Here is a 19,045-nt window from a genome sequence, read left to right on the forward strand (position 1 = left end):
ATACTCCAATACCTTAATCTGCATAGACATGCATAAGGTATATTATAACATGGCAGATAAAAGATAACAATATTTCGGGAATTATTGATGAATCCGGCCGGTAATTTTATTGTCGGCCAGCGCCTTGCGGATGGCAAGGAACAAAGGAATGGAGACGCAGTCGGCAATAATGGCATTCGTCAGGCTTACACTGGCTTTGGTGATCATCAGCATTTTGACCGCACCCGCGGAGTTGCCCAAGAGCATTGCTTCGATATAGGACTTGCTTAAATACAGCGCACTGTAGGTAAGGGAACCCGCAACGGCGGCAAGAATCAGGCGGGAAAGTTTTTTCTTCGTCTGATCTCCGCCCCTCGCGATGATTCCGCATACAAACGCCATGAGGAATTTAAATACAAGGGTAAACGGCGCGCTGGAAGCCCACCCGCCGGTAATATCGAAAATAAACGAACCGACCCCCGCGGCAAAGCCTCCGTAAACCGGTCCCAGTACAAAACCGGACAGGATGCAGAACACATTTCCCAGGCTGAGCATCGTTCTGTCGCCCAGAACGGGAATCGGGATGTTCAGATAGGTGCCTACCAGCACCAGGGCACCCATGAGCCCGGTTAAGGCAATATTTGCGGTTGTTTTCCGATTTTTTGCTGCATTCATAAAAAGTTCCTCCTTAGCCGCGCATTTCCGTCAGGCTGATGCGGTTTTTAAGATTCGCCCTGTCAAGCGCGTTGCCGGCAAGAATATAAATGACCGCGCTCGAGCCCGCCTGAATCAGGTTTGCGGGGATTTCCACCAGCGGGGAAACAAAGCTGTGGTAGAGAATCGATTCCGTAAGATAATATCCGCCGACGCAGATAACGCCGGCAAAAATTGCGGCGGCAATATTCCGCTTCGTTATGATCTTTTTGCCCGCCGAAGCAAAGCAAAGAACCATTGCGGATTTAATCAGAAAGGTCGGGATCGCATAAACGACGCTTCCGGTCATCGCGTCGGACATCGCTTCCCCGATTCCGCCCGCCGCAACGGCAAGCGGCGTTGGCAGGATGCTGGCCGCAAGGTAAAGCACCGCGTCGCCCAGATGGATATATCCGCCCGTTGCCGGGGTCGGAATGTGCAATACATACGCCGTAACCAAAAAAATCAGCGCGGCAAATAATGCCGTTAAAACATAGGTTTTTGTGTTGTATTGTTTCGTATTCATAAAATTTACTCCCATTTCCTTGATCTGCTTTAAAGCTGTGCTATAATAATAGCGGATAACTGTTCATATTGAAATATACAGTTTATAAAAATTTGATCAGTACAGTTATAGGAGAAAACCATGACATACGACTTTCTGCTTTTGGATAATCATTCCGATACGCCGCTGTACCAGCAGCTTTACCTCACGATTCAGTCGGCGATTAAGGCCGGGCATCTGAAAAAGGGAGACCGTCTTCCCTCCATACGCAAGCTGGCGGAAGATTTAAAGCTGAGCTGTACCACGGTGGAGACCGCCTACCAGCAGCTCAGCGTGGAAGGATATATTCAGTCCCGCCCGCAGCGCGGCTATTTTGTGCTGACCTCCGCCCGCGACGAAGCCGCAGGGCGGAAACCCGTGCAAATCAGTCCCCATCCTTCCAGCCGCATAGAAATCCGCTACAATTTCGGGAGCGACAGCGTGGACAGCGAGAATATCGATATCAAAGTCTGGCGCCGCCATATCCGCGAAGTGCTGAACCGGCAGGAGGTCATTGCGGCATACGGCGAGCATCAGGGCGAACGTGCGCTGCGCGAGGCGCTTTCGGCTTACAGCTACGGCGTGCGCGGGGTCGTCGCCGCGCCGGAGCAAATCGTCATCGGCGCGGGCACACAGCCGCTGCTTTCCATTTTATGCGGCCTGTTAAGCGATACCGACCGGCGCGTCGCCATGGAAGAACCCGGCTTCTTACAGGCGGAACAGATATTTTCCGACTGCGGCCTGACCGTTCTGCACCTTCCCTGCGACGAAAACGGAATCCGCATGGACGCGCTGAAAGAAAGCGGCGTCCGGCTTTTGTTCGTCAGCCCGTCCAACCGGATTCAAACCGGCATGAGCCTGCCGATGAGCCGGCGCTATGAATTGTTAAGCTGGGCGCAGGAAACCGGCGCGATTCTGATTGAGGACGATTATAACGGTGAACTGCGCTATAACGCCAGACCCATCCCCGCCATGCAGGGCATGGGCGGCGAACAAATCGTTTACATCGGCTCGTTTTCCAAACTGCTTTTGCCCTCCGTCCGAATCGGCTACATGGCGCTGCCCCCGAAACTGCTGGAACGCTACCGCGCGCGGGCAAACCGCTACAACCAGACCGCCTCAAAAATCGAGCAGCTTGCCCTGAGCAGCTATGTAAAAAGCGGGCAGATGGAACGCCAGCTTAGGCGGCTGCGCAAGCTTTACGCCGCGAAAAGCACCCGGCTGATCAAGGCCCTGAAAAACGCTTTTGGCAGCCGTATGGAAATTCTGCTGGAAGAAACCCTGCTCAGCGTGATTCTGACGGTAAAATCCGAGAATACCGCGGAGGAACTGTGCGATCTTGCGGCAAAGCAGGGCGTGGCCATCCGGCCGGTAAAGGATTCCAACCCGCCGAAGGTCATGCTCGGGTTTGCGGGGATTCCCCTCAGCGATATCGAAAGCGCGGTCGGCTGCCTGAAATCCGCCTGGAAATTTGATCGCTGATTGTTATTTCCTTCATAGCGTAGTAGAATAGAAAAGAATACCAATATAAGGAGTAAGACCGATGAAAGCATATGAAAGATTATTAAAATATGTCACATTCGACACGACTTCGGACGAGAATGCGCCGGAAGACCGCTGCCCCAGCACAAAAAAGCAAAAGATGCTTGCCAATGCGCTGGTTGAAGAAATGAAAGCGCTGGGAATGGACGACGCCCAGATGGACGCCGACGGTTATGTTTACGGCACGCTGCCCGCCAACTGCAACGAAAAAGTGCCGGTGATCGGACTGATCGCCCACATGGATACCAGCCCTTCCGCAAAGGGCGCGGATATCAAAGCCCGGATTGTTAAAAATTACGACGGCGGCGACATCCTGCTCAACGCGGAACACAAGATTGTTATGAGCCCGGAAAAATTTGAAAGCCTTGCGGATTATAAAGGCAAGGACCTGATCGTAACCGACGGCACCACGCTTCTTGGCGCCGACGATAAGGCCGGTGTGGCGGAAATTCTGACTGCGGCCGAGCGGCTGAAGAACGGCGGCGTGAAGCACGGGAAAATTGCGGTTGCCTTTACGCCGGACGAGGAAATCGGGCGCGGCGCGGACAAGTTCGATGTGAATCGTCTGGGCGCGGATTTTGCCTATACAGTCGACGGCGGCAAGCTGGGCGAGATCGAGTACGAGAATTTTAACGCGGCGGCCGCCGTTGTTACCGTAAACGGCGTGAACATCCATCCGGGTGACGCAAAAAACCGGATGAAAAATGCGCAGCTGATGGCGATCGAATTCAATTCCATGCTGCCCCCGAACGAGATTCCCGCCTGCACGGAAGGCTACGAAGGCTTCCATCATCTGTGCCATATGGAGGGCGACGAGGAAAAAGCCGTTCTCCGCTATATTATCCGCGACCACGATATGGACAAGTTCCGGGAGAAGAAGGCGCGCTTCGAAAAAATCGCCGGATATCTGAATGAAAAATACGGTGAAGATACGATTGAACTGGATATGTGTGATTCCTATTATAATATGAAAGAAAAAATCGTTCCGCATATGCACATCATCGACCGGGCACAGAAAGCCATGCGCGACGCGGGCGTGGAACCGGAAATCGTGGCCATCCGCGGCGGAACGGACGGCGCGCGCCTGTCGTTCATGGGTCTGCCCTGCCCCAACCTTTCCACCGGCGGCCACAATTTCCACGGCCGTTTCGAATACATTCCGGTGCAATCGATGGACAGCATGGTCGAAGTATTAATCAACATTGTAAAAGCATTCTGAATTTTCATATCGCTTTTCATGCAAAAATATGATATAGTAAAGTGATAAAGCGCCTCCGCTTTTTTCCGGAATATTCTAGGAATTTCATTGAAGCGCAAGGGGCTTTATGGTATAATTTTATTTTATAATATAGAAATGCTAAAGGGGATTAAGGGATTATGATTTGTGTCAACCAATATCGCACGCATCTGTGCGGTGAAATCAGCGAAAAAGAGATTGGCCGGGAAGTGCGCGTCGCAGGCTGGATCGAAAATATCCGCGACCACGGCGGCGTGAAATTCGTTGATCTGCGCGACCATTACGGGGTCGTTCAGATCGTTATTTACGACAATAATCTGCTGAATAATGTCACAAAAGAATCCACCGTTTCCGCTGCCGGCAAGGTCGTGCTGCGTGACGAGGATACCATTAATCCCAAAATAAATACCGGCACGGTGGAAGTGAAGGTGACTTCGCTCACCGTGCTGGGCAAATCGCTTTCCAATCTGCCGTTCGAGGTGGAGCTTTCGAAAGAAACCAAAGAGGACGTGCGCTTAAAGTACCGTTTCCTCGATTTGCGCAATCCGAAGGTGCATCAGAACATCGTCCTTCGTTCTCAGATTCTTTCCTTCCTGCGCAGCAAGATGACGGAACTGGGCTTTCTGGAAATTCAGACGCCGATTCTTTCCGCTTCCTCCCCGGAGGGCGCGCGGGATTATCTGATTCCAAGCCGGAAACACCCGGGCAAATTTTACGCGCTTCCGCAGGCTCCGCAGATCTTTAAGCAGCTTCTGATGGTATCCGGTTTCGACCGCTATTTTCAGATTGCGCCCTGCTTCCGCGATGAAGACGCCCGCGCGGACCGTTCCCCGGGCGAATTTTACCAGCTCGATTTCGAAATGGCATTCGCCACGCAGGAGGATGTCTTCTCCGTTGCGGAGGAAGTCCTGAGCGAAACGTTTTCTATGTTCTCCAATAAAAGGGTTTCCAAAGCGCCGTTTGTGCGCATTCCGTTTAAGGAAGCCATGCTGAAATACGGCACGGATAAACCGGACCTTCGCAACCCGCTGGAAATCATCGATATTTCCGATTTATTTGAAAATACCGGCTTTGCCCCGTTCAAAGGCAAAACCGTTCGGGCGATCAACGTTCCGGACTGCGCTTCCCAGCCGAAGAGCTTCTTTGAAAACATGCTGAAATTTGCAACGGAGATCGGCATGAAGGGTCTCGGTTATATCAGCGTAACCGATGAGAATGAATACAAAGGCCCGATCAACAAATACCTGTCCGAGGAAGACCGCGCGGAACTTATCCGCCGCTCCGGACTGAAACCCGGCTGCGTCATCTTCTTTATTGCGGACGACCGCGAAAACGCGCCGAAGCTCGCCGGGCAGATTCGCACAGAGCTTGGCGAAAGGCTGAACCGGATTGACAAAGACTCCTATCAGATGTGCTTCATTGTTGATTTCCCGATGTACGAAATCGACGAAGAAACCGGCAATTATATCTTCACCCACAACCCGTTTTCCATGCCGCAGGGCGGTATGGACGCGCTGCTCCATAAAAAGCCGGAGGACATTCTGGCGTATCAGTATGATATTGTCTGCAACGGCGTGGAGCTTTCTTCCGGCGCAGTCCGGAACCACGATCTTGAAGTGATGGTCAAGGCGTTCGAAATCGCCGGCTACACCGAAGAAGACATCAAAAATAAGTTCACCTCGCTTTATAACGCCTTCCAGTACGGCGCACCGCCGCACGCCGGTATGGCGCCGGGCGTAGACCGCATGATCATGCTTCTGACCGGCGAGGAAAACATCCGCGAGGTCATCGCGTTCCCGATGAACTCCAACGCGCAGGACGTGCTGATGGGCGCGCCGAACGAGGTTACCGAACAGCAGCTGCGCGAAGTGCATATCCGCCTGAGAAAATAAAGCCGAAGGAGGCATCCGCATGGTCACCCATGAAGAGATATTGAATATCGCGAATCTGGCAAAGCTCTCCGTCAGCCCCGAAGAGCTGGACGAGCTTACAAAGGATATGAACGAGATTATCGGCTTTGCCGATACCATTAACGCCGCCTGCCCGCAGGCGTCCGATTTTGATAATATCAACGGCCTGTCCAACGCCTTCCGGGAGGATATCGTCGTCCCTTCCTATGACCGGGAGGAAATTCTGAAAAATGCCGAAAGCCGGGACGACGGATACTTTCTGGTTAAAAAACGCATGTAGGAGGTACGGATGGAAAGTCGGATTAAAAAATTAAGGGAACAAATGGCTTCCGGGCAGATCAGCTGCCTGGAGCTTACCAAAACCTATCTTGAGGCAATGGATAAGGAGAATCAAAAAATCAACGCTTACGTCCGTTCCACTCCCGAAGTGGCAATCGAAACGGCGAAACGCGTGGATCAAAAAATCGCGTCGGGCGAACCCCTTCTTCCTCTGGAAGGAATCCCGATGACCCTCAAGGACAATATTTCCACAAAGGGTATCGAAACGACCTGCTGTTCCAAAATATTAAAGGGCTATACGCCGATTTATAACGCGACGGTTTGGGATTTGCTTCAAAAGCAGAACGCCGTTCTGCTCGGCAAAACAAACATGGACGAGTTCGCCATGGGCTCCTCCTGTGAAACCTCCTGTTTCGGCGGCGCTCTGAACCCGCACGACACGTCGCGTGTCGCGGGCGGCAGCTCCGGCGGCGTCGCTTCGGCCGTCGGCGGCAACCTTGCCGTTTACGGGCTTGGTTCCGACACGGGCGGCTCCATCCGCCAGCCTGCAAGCTTCTGCGGCCTGACCGGCTTAAAGCCGACCTACGGCGCGGTTTCGCGCTACGGCCTGATTGCCTACGCATCGAGCTTCGACCAGATCGGGCCGATCACCCAAAGCGTGGAAGATGCGGCCATCGTTTACGACGCTATTTCCGTTTATGACGAAAAGGATTCCACCTCGCGCGGCAAAGTCGGCGCGCCGGTGTGCGAAACCCTGAAAAACAGCATCAAGGGCAGGAAAATCGGCATCGCAAAGGAATATTTCGACGGTATCCGCGACGATGTGAACAAAGCGATTCAAAACGCCATTCAGGTTTACGAATCGCTCGGCGCACAGATCGTCTATTTTGATATGCCCTCCTTAAAATACAGCCTGCCGGTTTACTACATTCTGGCCTGTGCGGAGGCTTCCTCCAATCTGGGGCGCTACGACGGCATCCGTTACGGCTATAAAACCGGCCATTACGCCGACCGCAACGAAATGGTGTGCAAAACACGCAGCGAAGGCTTTGGAAAAGAAGTGAAGCGCCGGATTCTGCTCGGCACTTATGTTCTGAGCGCCGGGTATTACGACGCTTATTATAAAAAAGCGCAGAATCTGCGCGGCGAACTGGTCAAAGCATTTGAAGACGCGTTCCAAAAATGCGACGTCATGCTGGCGCCGACCGTGCCTATGACTGCGTTCCCGCTGAACTTCACCGCAAAGGATGCGGTAGAAACCTACCTGACGGACATCTGCACCGTTCCGGTAAACATTGCCGGGCTTCCCGCCGTTTCCCTTCCCTGCGGGTTCGACGCCGCCGGGCTGCCGATCGGCATGCAGCTGATCGGCAACCGCTTCTGTGAAGCGACCATTCTGAACGCCGCGCATCAGTACGAAACCGCGGTGGGCGACCATGTTTTCCGGTCTGCGGAAATGGGGGTTAGGCTATGACAAACTACGAACTGGTCTGCGGACTGGAAACGCATATCGAACTTTCTACAAACACGAAAATTTTCTGCTCCTGCACCACCGAATTCGGCGGCGACCCGAACACACACTGCTGCCCCGTCTGCATCGGCCTTCCCGGCACCCTGCCGAAGCTGAATAAGCGCGTAGTAGAGTATGCAATCATGGCGGGACTCGCAACAAACTGTGAAATCAGCCGCGTTTCCAAAATGGACCGTAAAAATTATGTGTATCCGGATTTGCCAAAGGCGTATCAAATCTCCCAGTACGATATGCCGCTGTGCAAAAACGGCTGGGTGGAACTGAGCAACGGCCGGAAAATCCGCCTCACAAGAATTCATATTGAAGAGGACGCCGGAAAGCTGGTTCACCAGCGCGGCGGCACCTATGTGGATTACAACCGCGGCGGCGTACCGCTGATTGAAATCGTTTCGGAGCCGGACATCCGCAGCATCGACGAAGCCAAGGAATACCTTGAAAAATTACAGCTCATCATGCGGTTCATCGGTATTTCCGACTGCAAAATGCAGGAAGGCTCCATGCGCTGCGACGTGAATATTTCCATGCGCCCGATGGGTACGGAAAAATTCGGTACCCGGACCGAAATCAAAAATATGAACTCCTTCGCCCATATGGCAAAGGCGATGGATTATGAAATGAACCGGCAGATCGATCTCTTGCAAAGCGGCGAAGCAGTTGTGCAGGAAACACGCCGCTACAACGAAGAGGACGACTGCACCGAAAGCATGCGCGGCAAAGAGGATGCGCACGATTACCGCTATTTCCGCGAACCGGATCTGGTTACCATTCAGGTATCCGACGAAATTGTTAATGAGCTGAAGGACAAGCTTCCCGAGCTTCCGCAGAAAAAGGCCAAACGCTACATGGAAGATTTCGGGCTGCCCGAAGCCGACGCCCTTCTTTTAACGCAGTACCGCAAGATTTCGGAATATTTTGAAGCGGCTTCAAAAGGCGTGAAAAACCCGAAAACGGTGGCAAACTGCATGATCGGCCAGATATTCAGCCGCCTGGAAGGCGACGGCGCGAAAGAGAACTTTGCGGTGAAGGTCACGCCGGAAAACCTGAATGCGCTGGTACGTCTTCTGGACGACGGAAAAATCCGGATGAACCTGTTAAAGACAACGCTTGAAAAAATGCTCGACACCGGAAAAGCCCCCAGTGAACTGATCAGCGAAAACGACATGGGCGGCGTCGACCCGGGCGCACTGAAAGCGGCCTGCGAACAGGCGATCGCCGCAAATCCGAACGCGGTGTCCGATTACCTTGGCGGGAAAGAAAAGGCTTTGAAGGCAATTCTGGGCGCTGTAATGAAAGCTACACGCGGAAGGGCGGACGCAATGGAAGTCGAAAAACTTTTGGTTCAGTTAATCAAAAAATAAATACCGGCTGTACGGATAGCTTCCGTCAGCAAGTGAATTGATTTTTTTATTACCGACACCTAAAAGGTTTACAGCAAGAGGGCGCCGGTACCGGCGCCCTCGTTTTTATGTGGTGTATTACCGAATGTAACTGATATCGTCGGTGCGGCGTTCCTTCGGAGCCGGTGCGTGCTCTTTCGGGTAACCGACCGCTACGCTGCCGAACGGGATATAGCCTTCCGGAAGCTTCAAACGGCTGAGGATTCCGGCGTCGCGAAGACCGTTCAGAACGGAGCATATATAACAGGTTCCAAGACCCAGCGCCTGCGCGGCAAGCATAATATTCATAATTGCACAGGCACAGTCCTCGCGCCCGTACTTTGCGTCCTGCGGGGCGGAAAGAACAATCATCGTGGGGGCGTTATAGAAGGGAGCCTCCCCGTCGTTTACGCTGTTTCCCTTCGCCGCGAAAACGATTTCTGCAATAAACTGTTTATTCTGAATAACCGTAAAATGCCTTGCCTGAAGGCCCCTTGCCGTCGGTGCATATTTTGCAGCGTGCAGAATATCGGTTAACTCCTCCTCCGAAATCTGTTCCGACCGGTAAGCGCGGACAGAGCGCCGTTCAAGCAGTGTTTCCATAACGCGATTTTGTGACATTTTCGATTTCCTCCTTTATTCGCGCGCGTCCCCGCGCGCTTTTCCATGCTAAGATACTTGTTCCAATTATAGTCCGGCTTCTTCCTTTAATCAATCGTATATTTTGAAAGTTTAGAAATAGGAGTGATCAAATGAAAAAGGAAAAAAGAATTGGATTCTCTGTACTGATGCTTCTCATCGGATGTCTGTTTTCCGGCGCGGTCAATTTTACACCGCTCTGTTTGTCCGCCTCCGGAAGCGGCGGGGCTGCGAAAGCTTCCGGTACATACCATTCCAGCATTGCTCCCCGCGCGAAAGCCGGCAAGGCTTTTAAAGTCTATTTAAGCCCTTCCTGCCAGACCTGGAACCCTTACTGCGACGGCTCCGGAAATGAAGAATACCATATGCGGCAAATCGCCGCGGCCATGCAGCCATATTTAAAGCAGTACGGCATCGAGTCCGTTCTTGCCGCTCCGCAGACCGGCACTTACCGCACGCAGAAAGCGACGATCACCGCCCGCGCGAAACAGGCTTCCGATACAAACTGCGACCTTTATCTCTCGATTCATTCAAATGCGCGCGACGGCGGCCCGAAAACCAACGGAACCCTGATCTTATATCCCTCCAACGGTTCCCAGAGCCTTCGCTTCGCCCAGATTTTGCAGAGCAATTTCCTGTATCCCGATAACAACGCCGTCGATTTTAACACAAAGGACGAGCTTTGGGAGATGTACATGCCGAAAATGCCGCACTGCCTGATCGAAACGGCCTATCATGACAATGTACAGGATGTGCAGTGGATTCAAAACAATACGGATAAAATCGCAAAGAATCTGGCCTACTGCGTTGCGCTGTACGCCAATGTTCCCACCGACGCGGTCCAAATGTAAAACAAAATATGAAAGTCCTTTTACCCTGTACACTCAATAGGGTGCAGATTTTCCCGGCATAACAAAACCTCCAATCGCAGCTTTATCTTACGATTGGAGGCTTTTTTTCATGACTATTGTTCGCGGTCCACAGATACATTCGCCTGTTTTACGGATTATTCATAACGCAGTGCTTCGATCGGATCGAGCTTCGCCGCCTTGCTTGCGGGGTAATAGCCGAAAAACACGCCGATGCACATTGAAAATCCCACGCTGATAATGATGATGGGGATGGAAATCTTCAAAGTGGCATGGAGCAGGTTCACACCGACCGCCGCCAGCCCGATTCCAAACAGGACCCCGATGATTCCTCCGATTACGCAGATGATAATGGATTCCACAATAAACTGCATCTTAATATAAATACTTCGCGCGCCGAGCGCCTTGCGGGTACCGATTTCCCGGGTTCTTTCGGTTACCGAAACCAGCATGATATTCATCACGCCGATTCCGCCGACCAAAAGGGCGATCGCCGCAATCGCCGCAACCGCGACGGAAATGGTGTTCAGCGTGGAGGTGGCTTCCGCCAGGTAACTCTCCATATTCTGAATTTGGCAGGTATATTTCTCATTGTTCGCATAAAGCCCGTCAAAGTACTTCTGCACGGTACCCGCGAACACAGCCGTGTCGACGGATGGCTTCGATTTCACCATAAAGTATTGAAAATTCTGATTTTCTGCCGTCTGCTGCGCCACGGTAACGGGAATGTACATCGTGGTGCTGAGGTCCTGATCGGAGGTGGTCTGTCCCCCTCCCTGGAAGGCGTTCTGCTCGTACTTGTACACGCCGACGATCGTATAGGAATCGACGCCGTCGTCCTTGTAAATATTAATTTCCTTTCCCAGAGGGTCGGTTTTATCCTTGAAGATATTATGTACCAGCTTATCCGATACAACCGCCGCCTTGCGCGAGGCACTAACGTCTTTCGCGTTCAGAAAGCGTCCCTTCTGCATCTTTATATTGTTAATATCCTTACTGCCTTCGTTTACGCCCTCGATGTTGATATTTGCATATCGTCTGCCATCCTTCACTTTCCCGCTGCCGGAACCGATTGAAATCGCTATCGCGCCGATCTCATCGGCATATCTTGCCTGGAATCTTTCCAGCTGTTCCATGGAAATTAAATCCTCATCGTCCATTTTTCCGCTTGAGCCTCTGTATGGGTCCGCCTCCCTTTCCGTTACGTTTACCAGGATATTGTTGGCGCCCATGGACGAAAACGTATCCGACACGCTGGAGGTAAGCGCGTTTCCGATGGTGACGATGGCAATGACAGAACCGATACCGATGATAATGCCAAGCATGGTAAGCAGCGCCCGGATTTTATTTGATTTTAATCCTGCAATAGCAAGAAGTATGTTTTCTTTCAGGAACATGAAGCTTCCACCTTTTCTTCCGACTGGGGCTTATTCGAAACGTCGGACACAATCATGCCGTCCTTGATCGTTACAATGCGCTCTGTTTCCGCGGCCAAATCACGATTGTGCGTAATCAGGACAATCGTCTTGCCGCCTTCTTTATGAACCTTATGCAAAAGATCCATCACCATGCGGCCGGTTGCAGAATCCAGCGCGCCGGTGGGTTCGTCGGCCAAAATCATTGCCGGGTCGTTTGCGAGCGCCCGCGCAATGGCTACCCTCTGCTTCTGCCCGCCGGAAAGCTCGTTCGGCTGATGATGCATTCTGTCCTTCATTCCGACCATGTCAAGCAGTTCCTTCGCCCGTTTTGTCCGCGTCTTTCTGTCCATGCCCGCATAAAGCATCGGCAGCTCCACATTTTTCAGGGCGCTGCTGCGCGGAATCAGGTTATAGGTCTGGAAAACAAAGCCGATTTTCCGGTTGCGAACATCCGACATATCGTTATCCGACATTTTTGCAATCGGGATGCCGTCCAGAATATAGTCCCCCGACGTCGGACGGTCCAGCACGCCGACCATATTCATCAAGGTACTTTTACCGGAACCGGAAGCGCCGACGATGGATACGAAAGCCCCTTCGGTTACCGTCAGGCTCATATCTTTTATAATATGCAGCTCGTTTGGGGTCCCAATGTAGAAATTCTTATTGATATGCTGCATATCGATAATTACTTTACCGCTCATACCGCATCCCCCTTTACAGGTTCAGGATGGAGCCGGCTTGTATGTTTTCCGGATTGCTGACAATCTTTACCCCATCTTTAATGCCGGAACCGGAGATTTCAATGGAAATATCATTGGCAAGCCCGGTTTTAACCGGCAGTTCCTTTGCTTTATAAACATCTTTTTCTTTTACCGCTGTGTATACGAACGCACTGCCGTCTTCCTTGTACTGCACGGCATCGTAAGGAACGGTGTAAATATCGTTTCTTTCATTGATGATAATGTTCATGCGCGCCTTCATACCGATTTTAATTGCCTGACTTTTATCGTTTATGGTAATCTCGGTGGAAAAAGTGACGTTGCTGGTGCCCTGTGTGCTGGCCGTTGCGGCAGGAGCAATTTTCGACACGACTCCGGGAAAGACCTTTTCTCCGGTTGCATCCAGCTTAACATCCACTTTCTTGCCAACGGTAACCCTGCTGATATCGAATTCCTTCACTTCCGCGTTCACCTTTAAGCTGTTGGTGTCATCAATGGTAAACATAGCGCCCGTAGGCGTTGAACCGACGGTTGCATTGGAAGCGGTAACGGTACCGTCTACCGGCGCCTTAATAATGGAATCCTGCAAATTCTTCTGCTGTTTTTCCAGAAGAACCTCCTGACTCTTGTCTTTTGATTTGGCCAGCGCGGCTTCGTAGGTATTCTTCGCCGCCTGTAAATCCTGCTGTACTTTATTCTGCGTGGCCTTCAGGGTAACAACGGCCTTATCATATGTATTCTGCGCATTTTGTAGCTTGATCTGTTCCTGATCCAGAGCCATTTTGGAAAGCTGCCCCTGGCTGTACATATATTTATCGTAATTATAGGTGCTCTGCTCCGATTTCAGATCCTGCTGGGCGGTATCAACCGCCGACTTTGCATTGATTAATTCGCTGTTCATATTGTTATTGTACTGATGGAGGGCATTGTCATAATCCGACTTTGCTTTATCAAGGGTCAGTTTGTTGCTGGTATTCAGGGAATCCGTACTGTACTTGGCGCTTTCCACATCTTTATCCAGTGTGGAGGCATCCAGAACCGCCAGAACGTCGCCGGCCTTCACCTTATCCCCTACTTCAACTTTTACTTCCTTTACAGGAAACGCCAGCGTCGTATAAACATTCTTTGACGTTTTGCTCTTTACCGTTCCGGACACATTAACGGTATCCCGCAGGCTTCCTTTCGTCAGCTCCGTCATACCCGTTTTTGCAAATCCTGCTTGTTTACTCGCATCCGGTTTCTGAAACATAAAAAATCCTACTGCAACAACGACTACAACGCCCAGAAAAATAAAAAGTTTCTTCTTTTTTATTTTTTTAAATTTCAGTTTACTGAAAATATTCAATTTCATTCTACAAATACTCCTATTCCAACGAACACCATTGATTAATTCGCAAATACAGATGGATAATCGTCAGGATTATTCCGTACGAAATCATATTTGAGATACGCGGCATACAGATTGTTCCTGTCAATATCCAGTGTGGTTTTTAGGGTAGACAAATCCCGGTTGATATCGTCAAGCTCCTGCTTTGTTGCATAGCCCTGTTGGAATTTCGACTGTACCAGTTTTGCGTCGGATTCTTTTGTCTGATAGTCCGTCAGAGCGGTCTGGTAAGTTAAACTGGCGTGATACAAAGCATCATACAGGCTTTTAAAGGCTTCCACTTTGCCGGTCAGCTCTGTATCCGTCGCGTCATTGCCGGAAAGATCGTTTAAATCATTATCCTTTAAGTCTCTTTTATAGCTGACGTTATTGATTTTATCAAGGTTAATTTTACTGTAATCCGCCGCCTGAACCGTCATTTTGTCATCGTCGTCCAGACCGAACAGATGGCGAAGGCTTAACAGGTTTTGGGCGCGGGTGCTGGTGTCGGTCGTCTGGCCGGTAACCGTATCCTTCAAATTTTTAACGGTGTCGTCATATTCCTTCTGGGAAATGTACCCCAGTTCCAGCTTCTTCTCCGCAACAGCCTGTGCCTGTGCTTTGCTGTCATAGGTATTGGCATTGGAAACGGTTTTCAGGGCGTCATTGCAGCAGGCAAGGTACTTCAGTTTCGCGTTTAAAAGCTGTAGAGAATACTTCTCACCGGTTGTTGAACTGGGAAGAAGATCTTCTATTTTGTCAAGCGATATGGTTACCGTTTCCGATTTCGTCTTGGCATACGCCGGTGTCATTACAGAAAGCACAAGCAATACTGTTATGAGCAGACTCACTGTTCTCTTCATAGTTTATATCCTTTCTCCTTTATGAGCATGAAAATTCAAATTCAATCCCCTTATAATATAAAACAGTACCCCATTTATCTCCTCCATTTACGAAAAAATATTCCTTTATTTACTAATGTATTGTAGTATAGCGCATTTAAATTTTAAAGTAAATAGAAAAGTAAACAGTTATTGAAAGTTAACAGAAAGTTAATTATTGACATTTGTTTACTTTAATACTATAATACAAAGACAATAAATGAAATAATCGGCAGGTGAAGATAGATGGATTCCATCGATTTCGACGAATTGATTGCGAACTTATTATGCATCGTCCCACGAATCAACAAAACCTTTTTACGCCCGCTTGAGCAAAAAGCCCTCAGCAACCTTTCTCCTACGCAGGCGCAAGCCGTCCGCATTTTAGAATCGCACGATTTACTCAGCATGACGCATCTTTCCAATGAAATGGATATTTCCAAACAACAGCTTACAAAAGTTGTGAATACCTTGGTAGAAAAGGGATATGTAGAACGGGTGCAAGATAAAACCAACCGGCGCCTTGTTTTAATCCGGTTAACCATGTACGGCCGCAGCCAGATAAAAAAATCGACGCAGCAAGTGGTAGACACGCTTCGGCCCCGCTTCGATCAATTTTCCGATGAAGAGAAAGCCGCCCTGATCCAGTCCACCAATACCATGAAAAGAATTATGGAAAAAATGAAGCCTGTAAAAGACTGAAAAAGCCGTTTTACAGGTAGAAACAGAACTGTCAAACGCCAAAACGCCCGGTGTGACCGGGCGTTTTGTTTTATATTTTTCCGGATGCTTTCTGCTTCCGGTTAATTGATATTCTCAGAAATCCTTTCAAGCAGGCCTAAAACCGTCAGTACCTGTTCGCGGCTGACATAGGGCGAAGGGATTCCCTTCTTCACGCATTCGATAAAATGGCTTAGCTCCGTAAGATACCAGCCGGTAGACGGAACATTAATTCCGGTCGGTATTTTTATTTTATCTTCCGTATCAAATACGACCGGTTCGTGATCAAACGGATACGCGGTAACATGCGTCCCGTCATGAATGACCACTGCGTTTTCGAAATAGACCCTCCAGCGGGCCGTGAAGGGGATGTCCGCGTGGAACCACGCCGCCTCCGCGCAAACATTCAAGTCCTTATAAGAATACTGAAAGCGGTAATGTTCCTGATAGGTTCTTTCCTTTCCCGCACAGCTGGTAAAAGAAAAGTCCTCCGGCTCCCCAAACAGGCTGACAATCACGTCAAGATCATGAATATGCAGATCAAACGGCAAAAGGCCGCTTTTTTCCCTGTCAAACAGCCATCCGCCCTGCGACCAGCGCGGGCAGGCGGTCAGCCGCTCGAATTCCGCGTCTAAAACCGGCCCATATTCCCCGCTTTGAACCAGGCTGCGCAGCACCTTGATTTCGTTGGTAAACTGCATCACCTGTGCCACATAAAGCTGCACGCCCTTTGGGGAAGCGAGGGCATACATTTCTTCCGCATCTTTTTTGTGAAGGGCAATCGGCTTTTCGGTTATAACATGCTTGCCAAGCTCCAGTCCCTCCATAACCTGCTGTTTGTGCAGAAAAGTCGGAGTGCAGACATCCACCAAGTCGACCGGTTCATTCTGAACCATCTCGGAAATGGTGTCGTACATCGGCAGGCCCCATTCCTCGGCACGCTCTTTATCCTGAGAAGATTTTCCCACCACCGCAACAACCCGACAGTCATCGATATGAGCATAATTGCTGTGATGCACCGTGCCCATACCACCGGCGCCCACAATCCCGATTTTCACCATGTTTGCTACTCCTAACTGTTAAAATACGCATTCCAATTGGAAGCCAAGGTTTTTCATAGAAAGGGCGGAATCCGGTACCGCCTGATTGACTTTCCCCGATATTCTTCGAACCATCTTTAGTAAATTCATTTCAATGCCAAAAGGGCATTCGTTTTTTTCCTTCTTTTCAAAGGTTCAATAAAAACGCTCTCCCGGCACAGAAACTCGCCGATCTTCTCTTTTATGTACATGTAGCCGATACAGTCGATGCAGGAATTAAATTTCCCCGCTTCACGGCCCTGCATCGGCCTTTTATTTTCACCGGCTTGTTTTCAGGATACCGTAACAGGATAGCCGCAGCTCCGCAGATTGTCTAAAACAGCTTACTTCGTCCATCGTTTAGAAGTTCTGCACCCCAAGAACTGAGCCGGCACTAACCCGTTTCAAAGGCGCTTCATCAATGATTTTCCACAAATTGAATTTTCATACCGTTTGGATCAAGCACATAAAAGAACTTTGTCTGCGGGTTGGGCTGGAACGGGCCACCCTCGATTTGTATTCCTTTCTGCTGAACCGTTTGCATCATTCGGTCAACAGAATCGACTTCGAATCCCCATGAAATATCTTTTCCAATCGCAATCTGCGGCTTTGCTTGATTACAAATCAGCTCTATCTTTGTTTCTCCGCTGCCTAAAAAGGCGATCTCCGTTCCCGGGCCGGCCTGAAACCTCCGGTTCACTTCCAGCCCGACAAGATCCTGATAAAATTTTATGGACTCCTCTAAATTTTTAACCGTCAATGTACTCCAGCAAAATTTCATGTAATCCTCTCCTTCTATTCTGATTAATATATCATGATCTGCGAAATATATCCACATTTTTAAGATAGAAATCACCGGATGCGGGATGAAATATTATGAACTTGTATAGAAAACAGGGACCCCGTTTGAAAGCATTTCTTACAAACCAGGTCCCTTGCTTATTGTTTTAGCGTACTCACAGAACAGACTGGGGTTCTGATTTTGACTGACCAATTTTCCGCTTTTGTTTTAATTCATGCAGTTTGGGGAACATTACGCCAAATAAAATCAGAACGACCCCGGCCCAACGCATAAAACTGATTTGCTCGTGTAAAACGACGGAAGACATCAATACGGCAACCGGCAGTTCCACAGCCCCTAAAATGCCTGCCATACTCTCTCCGATATGCGGTACCCCTACGGCATACAATAAAGGCGGGATGAAAGCGCCGAATGTTCCTAACAGAAAACCGAACAGGATTAGTTTTCCGCCAAAGAAATCCTGAAACAGGAAATGCGGCGGGAAAATTACGCACAAAAGGATAAATCCTCCTGTGATCATCCACGCGCTTCGGTAAGCCGGATGGGCGTCCGGCACGGCCTTCCCGTTAAAGAACACGAACAGGGTGTAAGTGACAGCCGAAAGAAGCCCCAATACGATTCCCGGCATGCTAAGGTGCGTTGAACCCTGTTCCAGCAGTCCCGCGGCGAATACGGTTCCTCCCAGCAGGATCAACAGCGTCAATACCATGATACGGTTGGGCCGCTGACGGTTGGAAACCGCCTGAATCAGCGTAGTCATCCAGGTAAACTGAAACAGTAACACAACTGCCAGCGAAGCCGAATTATAACGAAGCGATTGATAGTAGACCAGACTGGTAGCAACGGTGGACGTTCCGGCCAGCATCAGGATAAGCCGTTTCTTCCATGTTAAGGGAGTCCTTGTACCATCCGATGCTGAGGACTTTCCTTTCCTGTGGTTATGCCTTTCGTTCATTTTAATGAGAAAAGCCAAAATCCATGATAAGGCAAATCCCATTAAGAGCTGCGAGCCAACGACTTCCCCAAGCTGATATCCTTCTCCATAGGCCAGTACAACGATCGTTGATAAAATTCCATAGCTCATTGCCCCCAGAAAAACTGAGATGAAATACTTCATTGATTCCCCTCCTGATAAATACAAAAAACTCTGAATACGCAAAAAAATCCTAACTACCGATAAAGTAAAACGTTTATCTGCGTAGTTAGGAAGTTAAGGCTCCCTGTAGAAACCCCCGCCCTTACCTGTTCGCGGGGTTATACGTGAGAATATTCTATTTTGCGGCACTTGCTTTATCATACCGAAAAAGTAAGTTTATGTCAACCCATAATCGGGCGCTGAAGAACATTTATATGTGCATGGAAACAAAAAGCCAAAAATAGAGGGACATCTAAACAGATGTCCCTTACCAGTTGATGTTGGCGCCTACCTATTGTTCCGGGCCGTTGCCAGCCAAGTAT

18 protein-coding genes and 1 riboswitch are annotated in these 19,045 nt (G+C 49.9%); of the genes, 8 read left to right on the forward strand and 10 right to left on the reverse strand.

Translation table 11 applies throughout. The features are described from left to right. Window positions 1-81: 81 nt before the first annotated feature. Window positions 82-654, reverse strand: a complete 573-nt coding sequence (locus OUY18_RS07680; RefSeq protein WP_268058178.1) for an ECF transporter S component — start codon at window positions 652-654, stop codon at window positions 82-84. A gap of 13 nt (window positions 655-667) precedes the next feature. Then, window positions 668-1,198 (reverse strand): TIGR04002 family protein, encoded by a 531-nt coding sequence (locus OUY18_RS07685; protein ID WP_268058179.1) that lies wholly within the window; start codon window positions 1,196-1,198, stop codon window positions 668-670. A 120-nt stretch (window positions 1,199-1,318) separates the two neighbouring features. Between OUY18_RS07685 and OUY18_RS07690 the strand changes: the two genes are divergently transcribed. The 6 genes from OUY18_RS07690 (at window position 1,319) to gatB (ending at window position 9,073) form a co-directional block, all read left to right on the forward strand. Continuing rightward, entirely contained in the window at window positions 1,319-2,698 is a 1,380-nt protein-coding gene (locus tag OUY18_RS07690; protein ID WP_268058180.1) for a PLP-dependent aminotransferase family protein, read from the forward strand. A 61-nt stretch (window positions 2,699-2,759) separates the two neighbouring features. Next, window positions 2,760-3,977: a peptidase T gene (gene pepT / locus OUY18_RS07695; protein WP_268058181.1), complete on the forward strand. Its 1,218-nt coding sequence runs from the start codon at window positions 2,760-2,762 to the stop codon at window positions 3,975-3,977. A gap of 158 nt (window positions 3,978-4,135) precedes the next feature. Beyond that, window positions 4,136-5,887 (forward strand): aspartate--tRNA ligase, encoded by a 1,752-nt coding sequence (gene aspS, locus OUY18_RS07700; RefSeq protein WP_268058182.1) that lies wholly within the window; start codon window positions 4,136-4,138, stop codon window positions 5,885-5,887. Window positions 5,888-5,906: 19 nt separating this feature from the next. Beyond that, on the forward strand, window positions 5,907-6,185 hold the full coding sequence (gatC, locus tag OUY18_RS07705; RefSeq protein WP_268058183.1) for an Asp-tRNA(Asn)/Glu-tRNA(Gln) amidotransferase subunit GatC: 279 nt from the start codon (window positions 5,907-5,909) through the stop codon (window positions 6,183-6,185). 9 nt (window positions 6,186-6,194) lie between these two features. Then, window positions 6,195-7,658, forward strand: a complete 1,464-nt coding sequence (gene gatA, locus OUY18_RS07710; protein ID WP_268058184.1) for an Asp-tRNA(Asn)/Glu-tRNA(Gln) amidotransferase subunit GatA — start codon at window positions 6,195-6,197, stop codon at window positions 7,656-7,658. 35 nt (window positions 7,659-7,693) lie between these two features. Beyond that, the gene (gene gatB, locus OUY18_RS07715) at window positions 7,694-9,073 is read left to right on the forward strand and encodes an Asp-tRNA(Asn)/Glu-tRNA(Gln) amidotransferase subunit GatB (RefSeq protein ID WP_419196129.1); all 1,380 of its coding nucleotides are present in this window, start codon (window positions 7,694-7,696) and stop codon (window positions 9,071-9,073) included. Between the two features lie 117 nt (window positions 9,074-9,190). Here gatB and OUY18_RS07720 read toward each other — a convergent pair whose 3' ends face one another. After that, on the reverse strand, window positions 9,191-9,712 hold the full coding sequence (locus OUY18_RS07720; RefSeq protein WP_268058186.1) for a nitroreductase family protein: 522 nt from the start codon (window positions 9,710-9,712) through the stop codon (window positions 9,191-9,193). Between the two features lie 131 nt (window positions 9,713-9,843). Between OUY18_RS07720 and OUY18_RS07725 the strand changes: the two genes are divergently transcribed. After that, window positions 9,844-10,581, forward strand: coding sequence for an N-acetylmuramoyl-L-alanine amidase family protein (locus tag OUY18_RS07725; protein WP_268058187.1), 738 nt, complete (start codon window positions 9,844-9,846; stop codon window positions 10,579-10,581). A 155-nt stretch (window positions 10,582-10,736) separates the two neighbouring features. Here OUY18_RS07725 and OUY18_RS07730 read toward each other — a convergent pair whose 3' ends face one another. From OUY18_RS07730 to OUY18_RS07745, 4 genes are read right to left on the reverse strand one after another with little or no spacing between them, the layout of a single operon-like run. Then, window positions 10,737-11,996: an ABC transporter permease gene (locus OUY18_RS07730; protein WP_268058188.1), complete on the reverse strand. Its 1,260-nt coding sequence runs from the start codon at window positions 11,994-11,996 to the stop codon at window positions 10,737-10,739. Further along, a complete protein-coding gene (locus OUY18_RS07735) occupies window positions 11,987-12,721 on the reverse strand; it encodes an ABC transporter ATP-binding protein (RefSeq protein WP_326492986.1) in 735 nt (244 codons plus the stop codon). The genes OUY18_RS07730 and OUY18_RS07735 overlap by 10 nt, the downstream gene beginning before the upstream one ends. A 13-nt stretch (window positions 12,722-12,734) precedes the next feature. Further along, window positions 12,735-14,090: an efflux RND transporter periplasmic adaptor subunit gene (locus tag OUY18_RS07740; RefSeq protein WP_268058189.1), complete on the reverse strand. Its 1,356-nt coding sequence runs from the start codon at window positions 14,088-14,090 to the stop codon at window positions 12,735-12,737. Between the two features lie 35 nt (window positions 14,091-14,125). Next, the gene (locus OUY18_RS07745) at window positions 14,126-14,968 is read right to left on the reverse strand and encodes a hypothetical protein (RefSeq protein ID WP_268058190.1); all 843 of its coding nucleotides are present in this window, start codon (window positions 14,966-14,968) and stop codon (window positions 14,126-14,128) included. 264 nt (window positions 14,969-15,232) lie between these two features. Between OUY18_RS07745 and OUY18_RS07750 the strand changes: the two genes are divergently transcribed. Beyond that, window positions 15,233-15,688 carry a MarR family winged helix-turn-helix transcriptional regulator gene (locus OUY18_RS07750; protein ID WP_268058191.1) on the forward strand — a complete coding sequence of 152 codons (456 nt, stop codon included), beginning with the start codon at window positions 15,233-15,235 and terminating at the stop codon, window positions 15,686-15,688. 101 nt (window positions 15,689-15,789) lie between these two features. Here the strand turns inward: OUY18_RS07750 and OUY18_RS07755 are convergent, their stop codons facing one another. From OUY18_RS07755 to OUY18_RS07765, 3 genes are all read right to left on the reverse strand, one after another. Beyond that, window positions 15,790-16,767 (reverse strand): Gfo/Idh/MocA family protein, encoded by a 978-nt coding sequence (locus OUY18_RS07755; RefSeq protein ID WP_268058192.1) that lies wholly within the window; start codon window positions 16,765-16,767, stop codon window positions 15,790-15,792. Between the two features lie 436 nt (window positions 16,768-17,203). After that, on the reverse strand, window positions 17,204-17,566 hold the full coding sequence (locus OUY18_RS07760; protein ID WP_268058193.1) for a VOC family protein: 363 nt from the start codon (window positions 17,564-17,566) through the stop codon (window positions 17,204-17,206). A gap of 175 nt (window positions 17,567-17,741) precedes the next feature. Further along, entirely contained in the window at window positions 17,742-18,704 is a 963-nt protein-coding gene (locus OUY18_RS07765) for an EamA family transporter (protein ID WP_268058194.1), read from the reverse strand. Between the two features lie 62 nt (window positions 18,705-18,766). Next, window positions 18,767-18,869: riboswitch (purine riboswitch) on the reverse strand. Between the last annotated feature and the right edge of the window lie 176 nt (window positions 18,870-19,045).

The organism is Caproiciproducens galactitolivorans (genome assembly GCF_026672255.1).
Classification (GTDB): Bacteria; Bacillota; Clostridia; order Oscillospirales; family Acutalibacteraceae; genus Caproiciproducens; species Caproiciproducens galactitolivorans_A.

Coding starts and splice junctions, on each gene's coding strand:
- OUY18_RS07680 (WP_268058178.1), bottom strand. CDS start 654: ATGAATGCAGCAAAAAATCGGAAAACAACCGCAAATATTGCCTTAACC.
- OUY18_RS07685 (WP_268058179.1), bottom strand. CDS start 1,198: ATGAATACGAAACAATACAACACAAAAACCTATGTTTTAACGGCATTA.
- OUY18_RS07690 (WP_268058180.1), top strand. CDS start 1,319: ATGACATACGACTTTCTGCTTTTGGATAATCATTCCGATACGCCGCTG.
- pepT (WP_268058181.1), top strand. CDS start 2,760: ATGAAAGCATATGAAAGATTATTAAAATATGTCACATTCGACACGACT.
- aspS (WP_268058182.1), top strand. CDS start 4,136: ATGATTTGTGTCAACCAATATCGCACGCATCTGTGCGGTGAAATCAGC.
- gatC (WP_268058183.1), top strand. CDS start 5,907: ATGGTCACCCATGAAGAGATATTGAATATCGCGAATCTGGCAAAGCTC.
- gatA (WP_268058184.1), top strand. CDS start 6,195: ATGGAAAGTCGGATTAAAAAATTAAGGGAACAAATGGCTTCCGGGCAG.
- OUY18_RS07720 (WP_268058186.1), bottom strand. CDS start 9,712: ATGTCACAAAATCGCGTTATGGAAACACTGCTTGAACGGCGCTCTGTC.
- OUY18_RS07725 (WP_268058187.1), top strand. CDS start 9,844: ATGAAAAAGGAAAAAAGAATTGGATTCTCTGTACTGATGCTTCTCATC.
- OUY18_RS07730 (WP_268058188.1), bottom strand. CDS start 11,996: ATGTTCCTGAAAGAAAACATACTTCTTGCTATTGCAGGATTAAAATCA.
- OUY18_RS07735 (WP_326492986.1), bottom strand. CDS start 12,721: ATGAGCGGTAAAGTAATTATCGATATGCAGCATATCAATAAGAATTTC.
- OUY18_RS07740 (WP_268058189.1), bottom strand. CDS start 14,090: ATGAAATTGAATATTTTCAGTAAACTGAAATTTAAAAAAATAAAAAAG.
- OUY18_RS07745 (WP_268058190.1), bottom strand. CDS start 14,968: ATGAAGAGAACAGTGAGTCTGCTCATAACAGTATTGCTTGTGCTTTCT.
- OUY18_RS07750 (WP_268058191.1), top strand. CDS start 15,233: ATGGATTCCATCGATTTCGACGAATTGATTGCGAACTTATTATGCATC.
- OUY18_RS07755 (WP_268058192.1), bottom strand. CDS start 16,767: ATGGTGAAAATCGGGATTGTGGGCGCCGGTGGTATGGGCACGGTGCAT.
- OUY18_RS07760 (WP_268058193.1), bottom strand. CDS start 17,566: ATGAAATTTTGCTGGAGTACATTGACGGTTAAAAATTTAGAGGAGTCC.
- OUY18_RS07765 (WP_268058194.1), bottom strand. CDS start 18,704: ATGAAGTATTTCATCTCAGTTTTTCTGGGGGCAATGAGCTATGGAATT.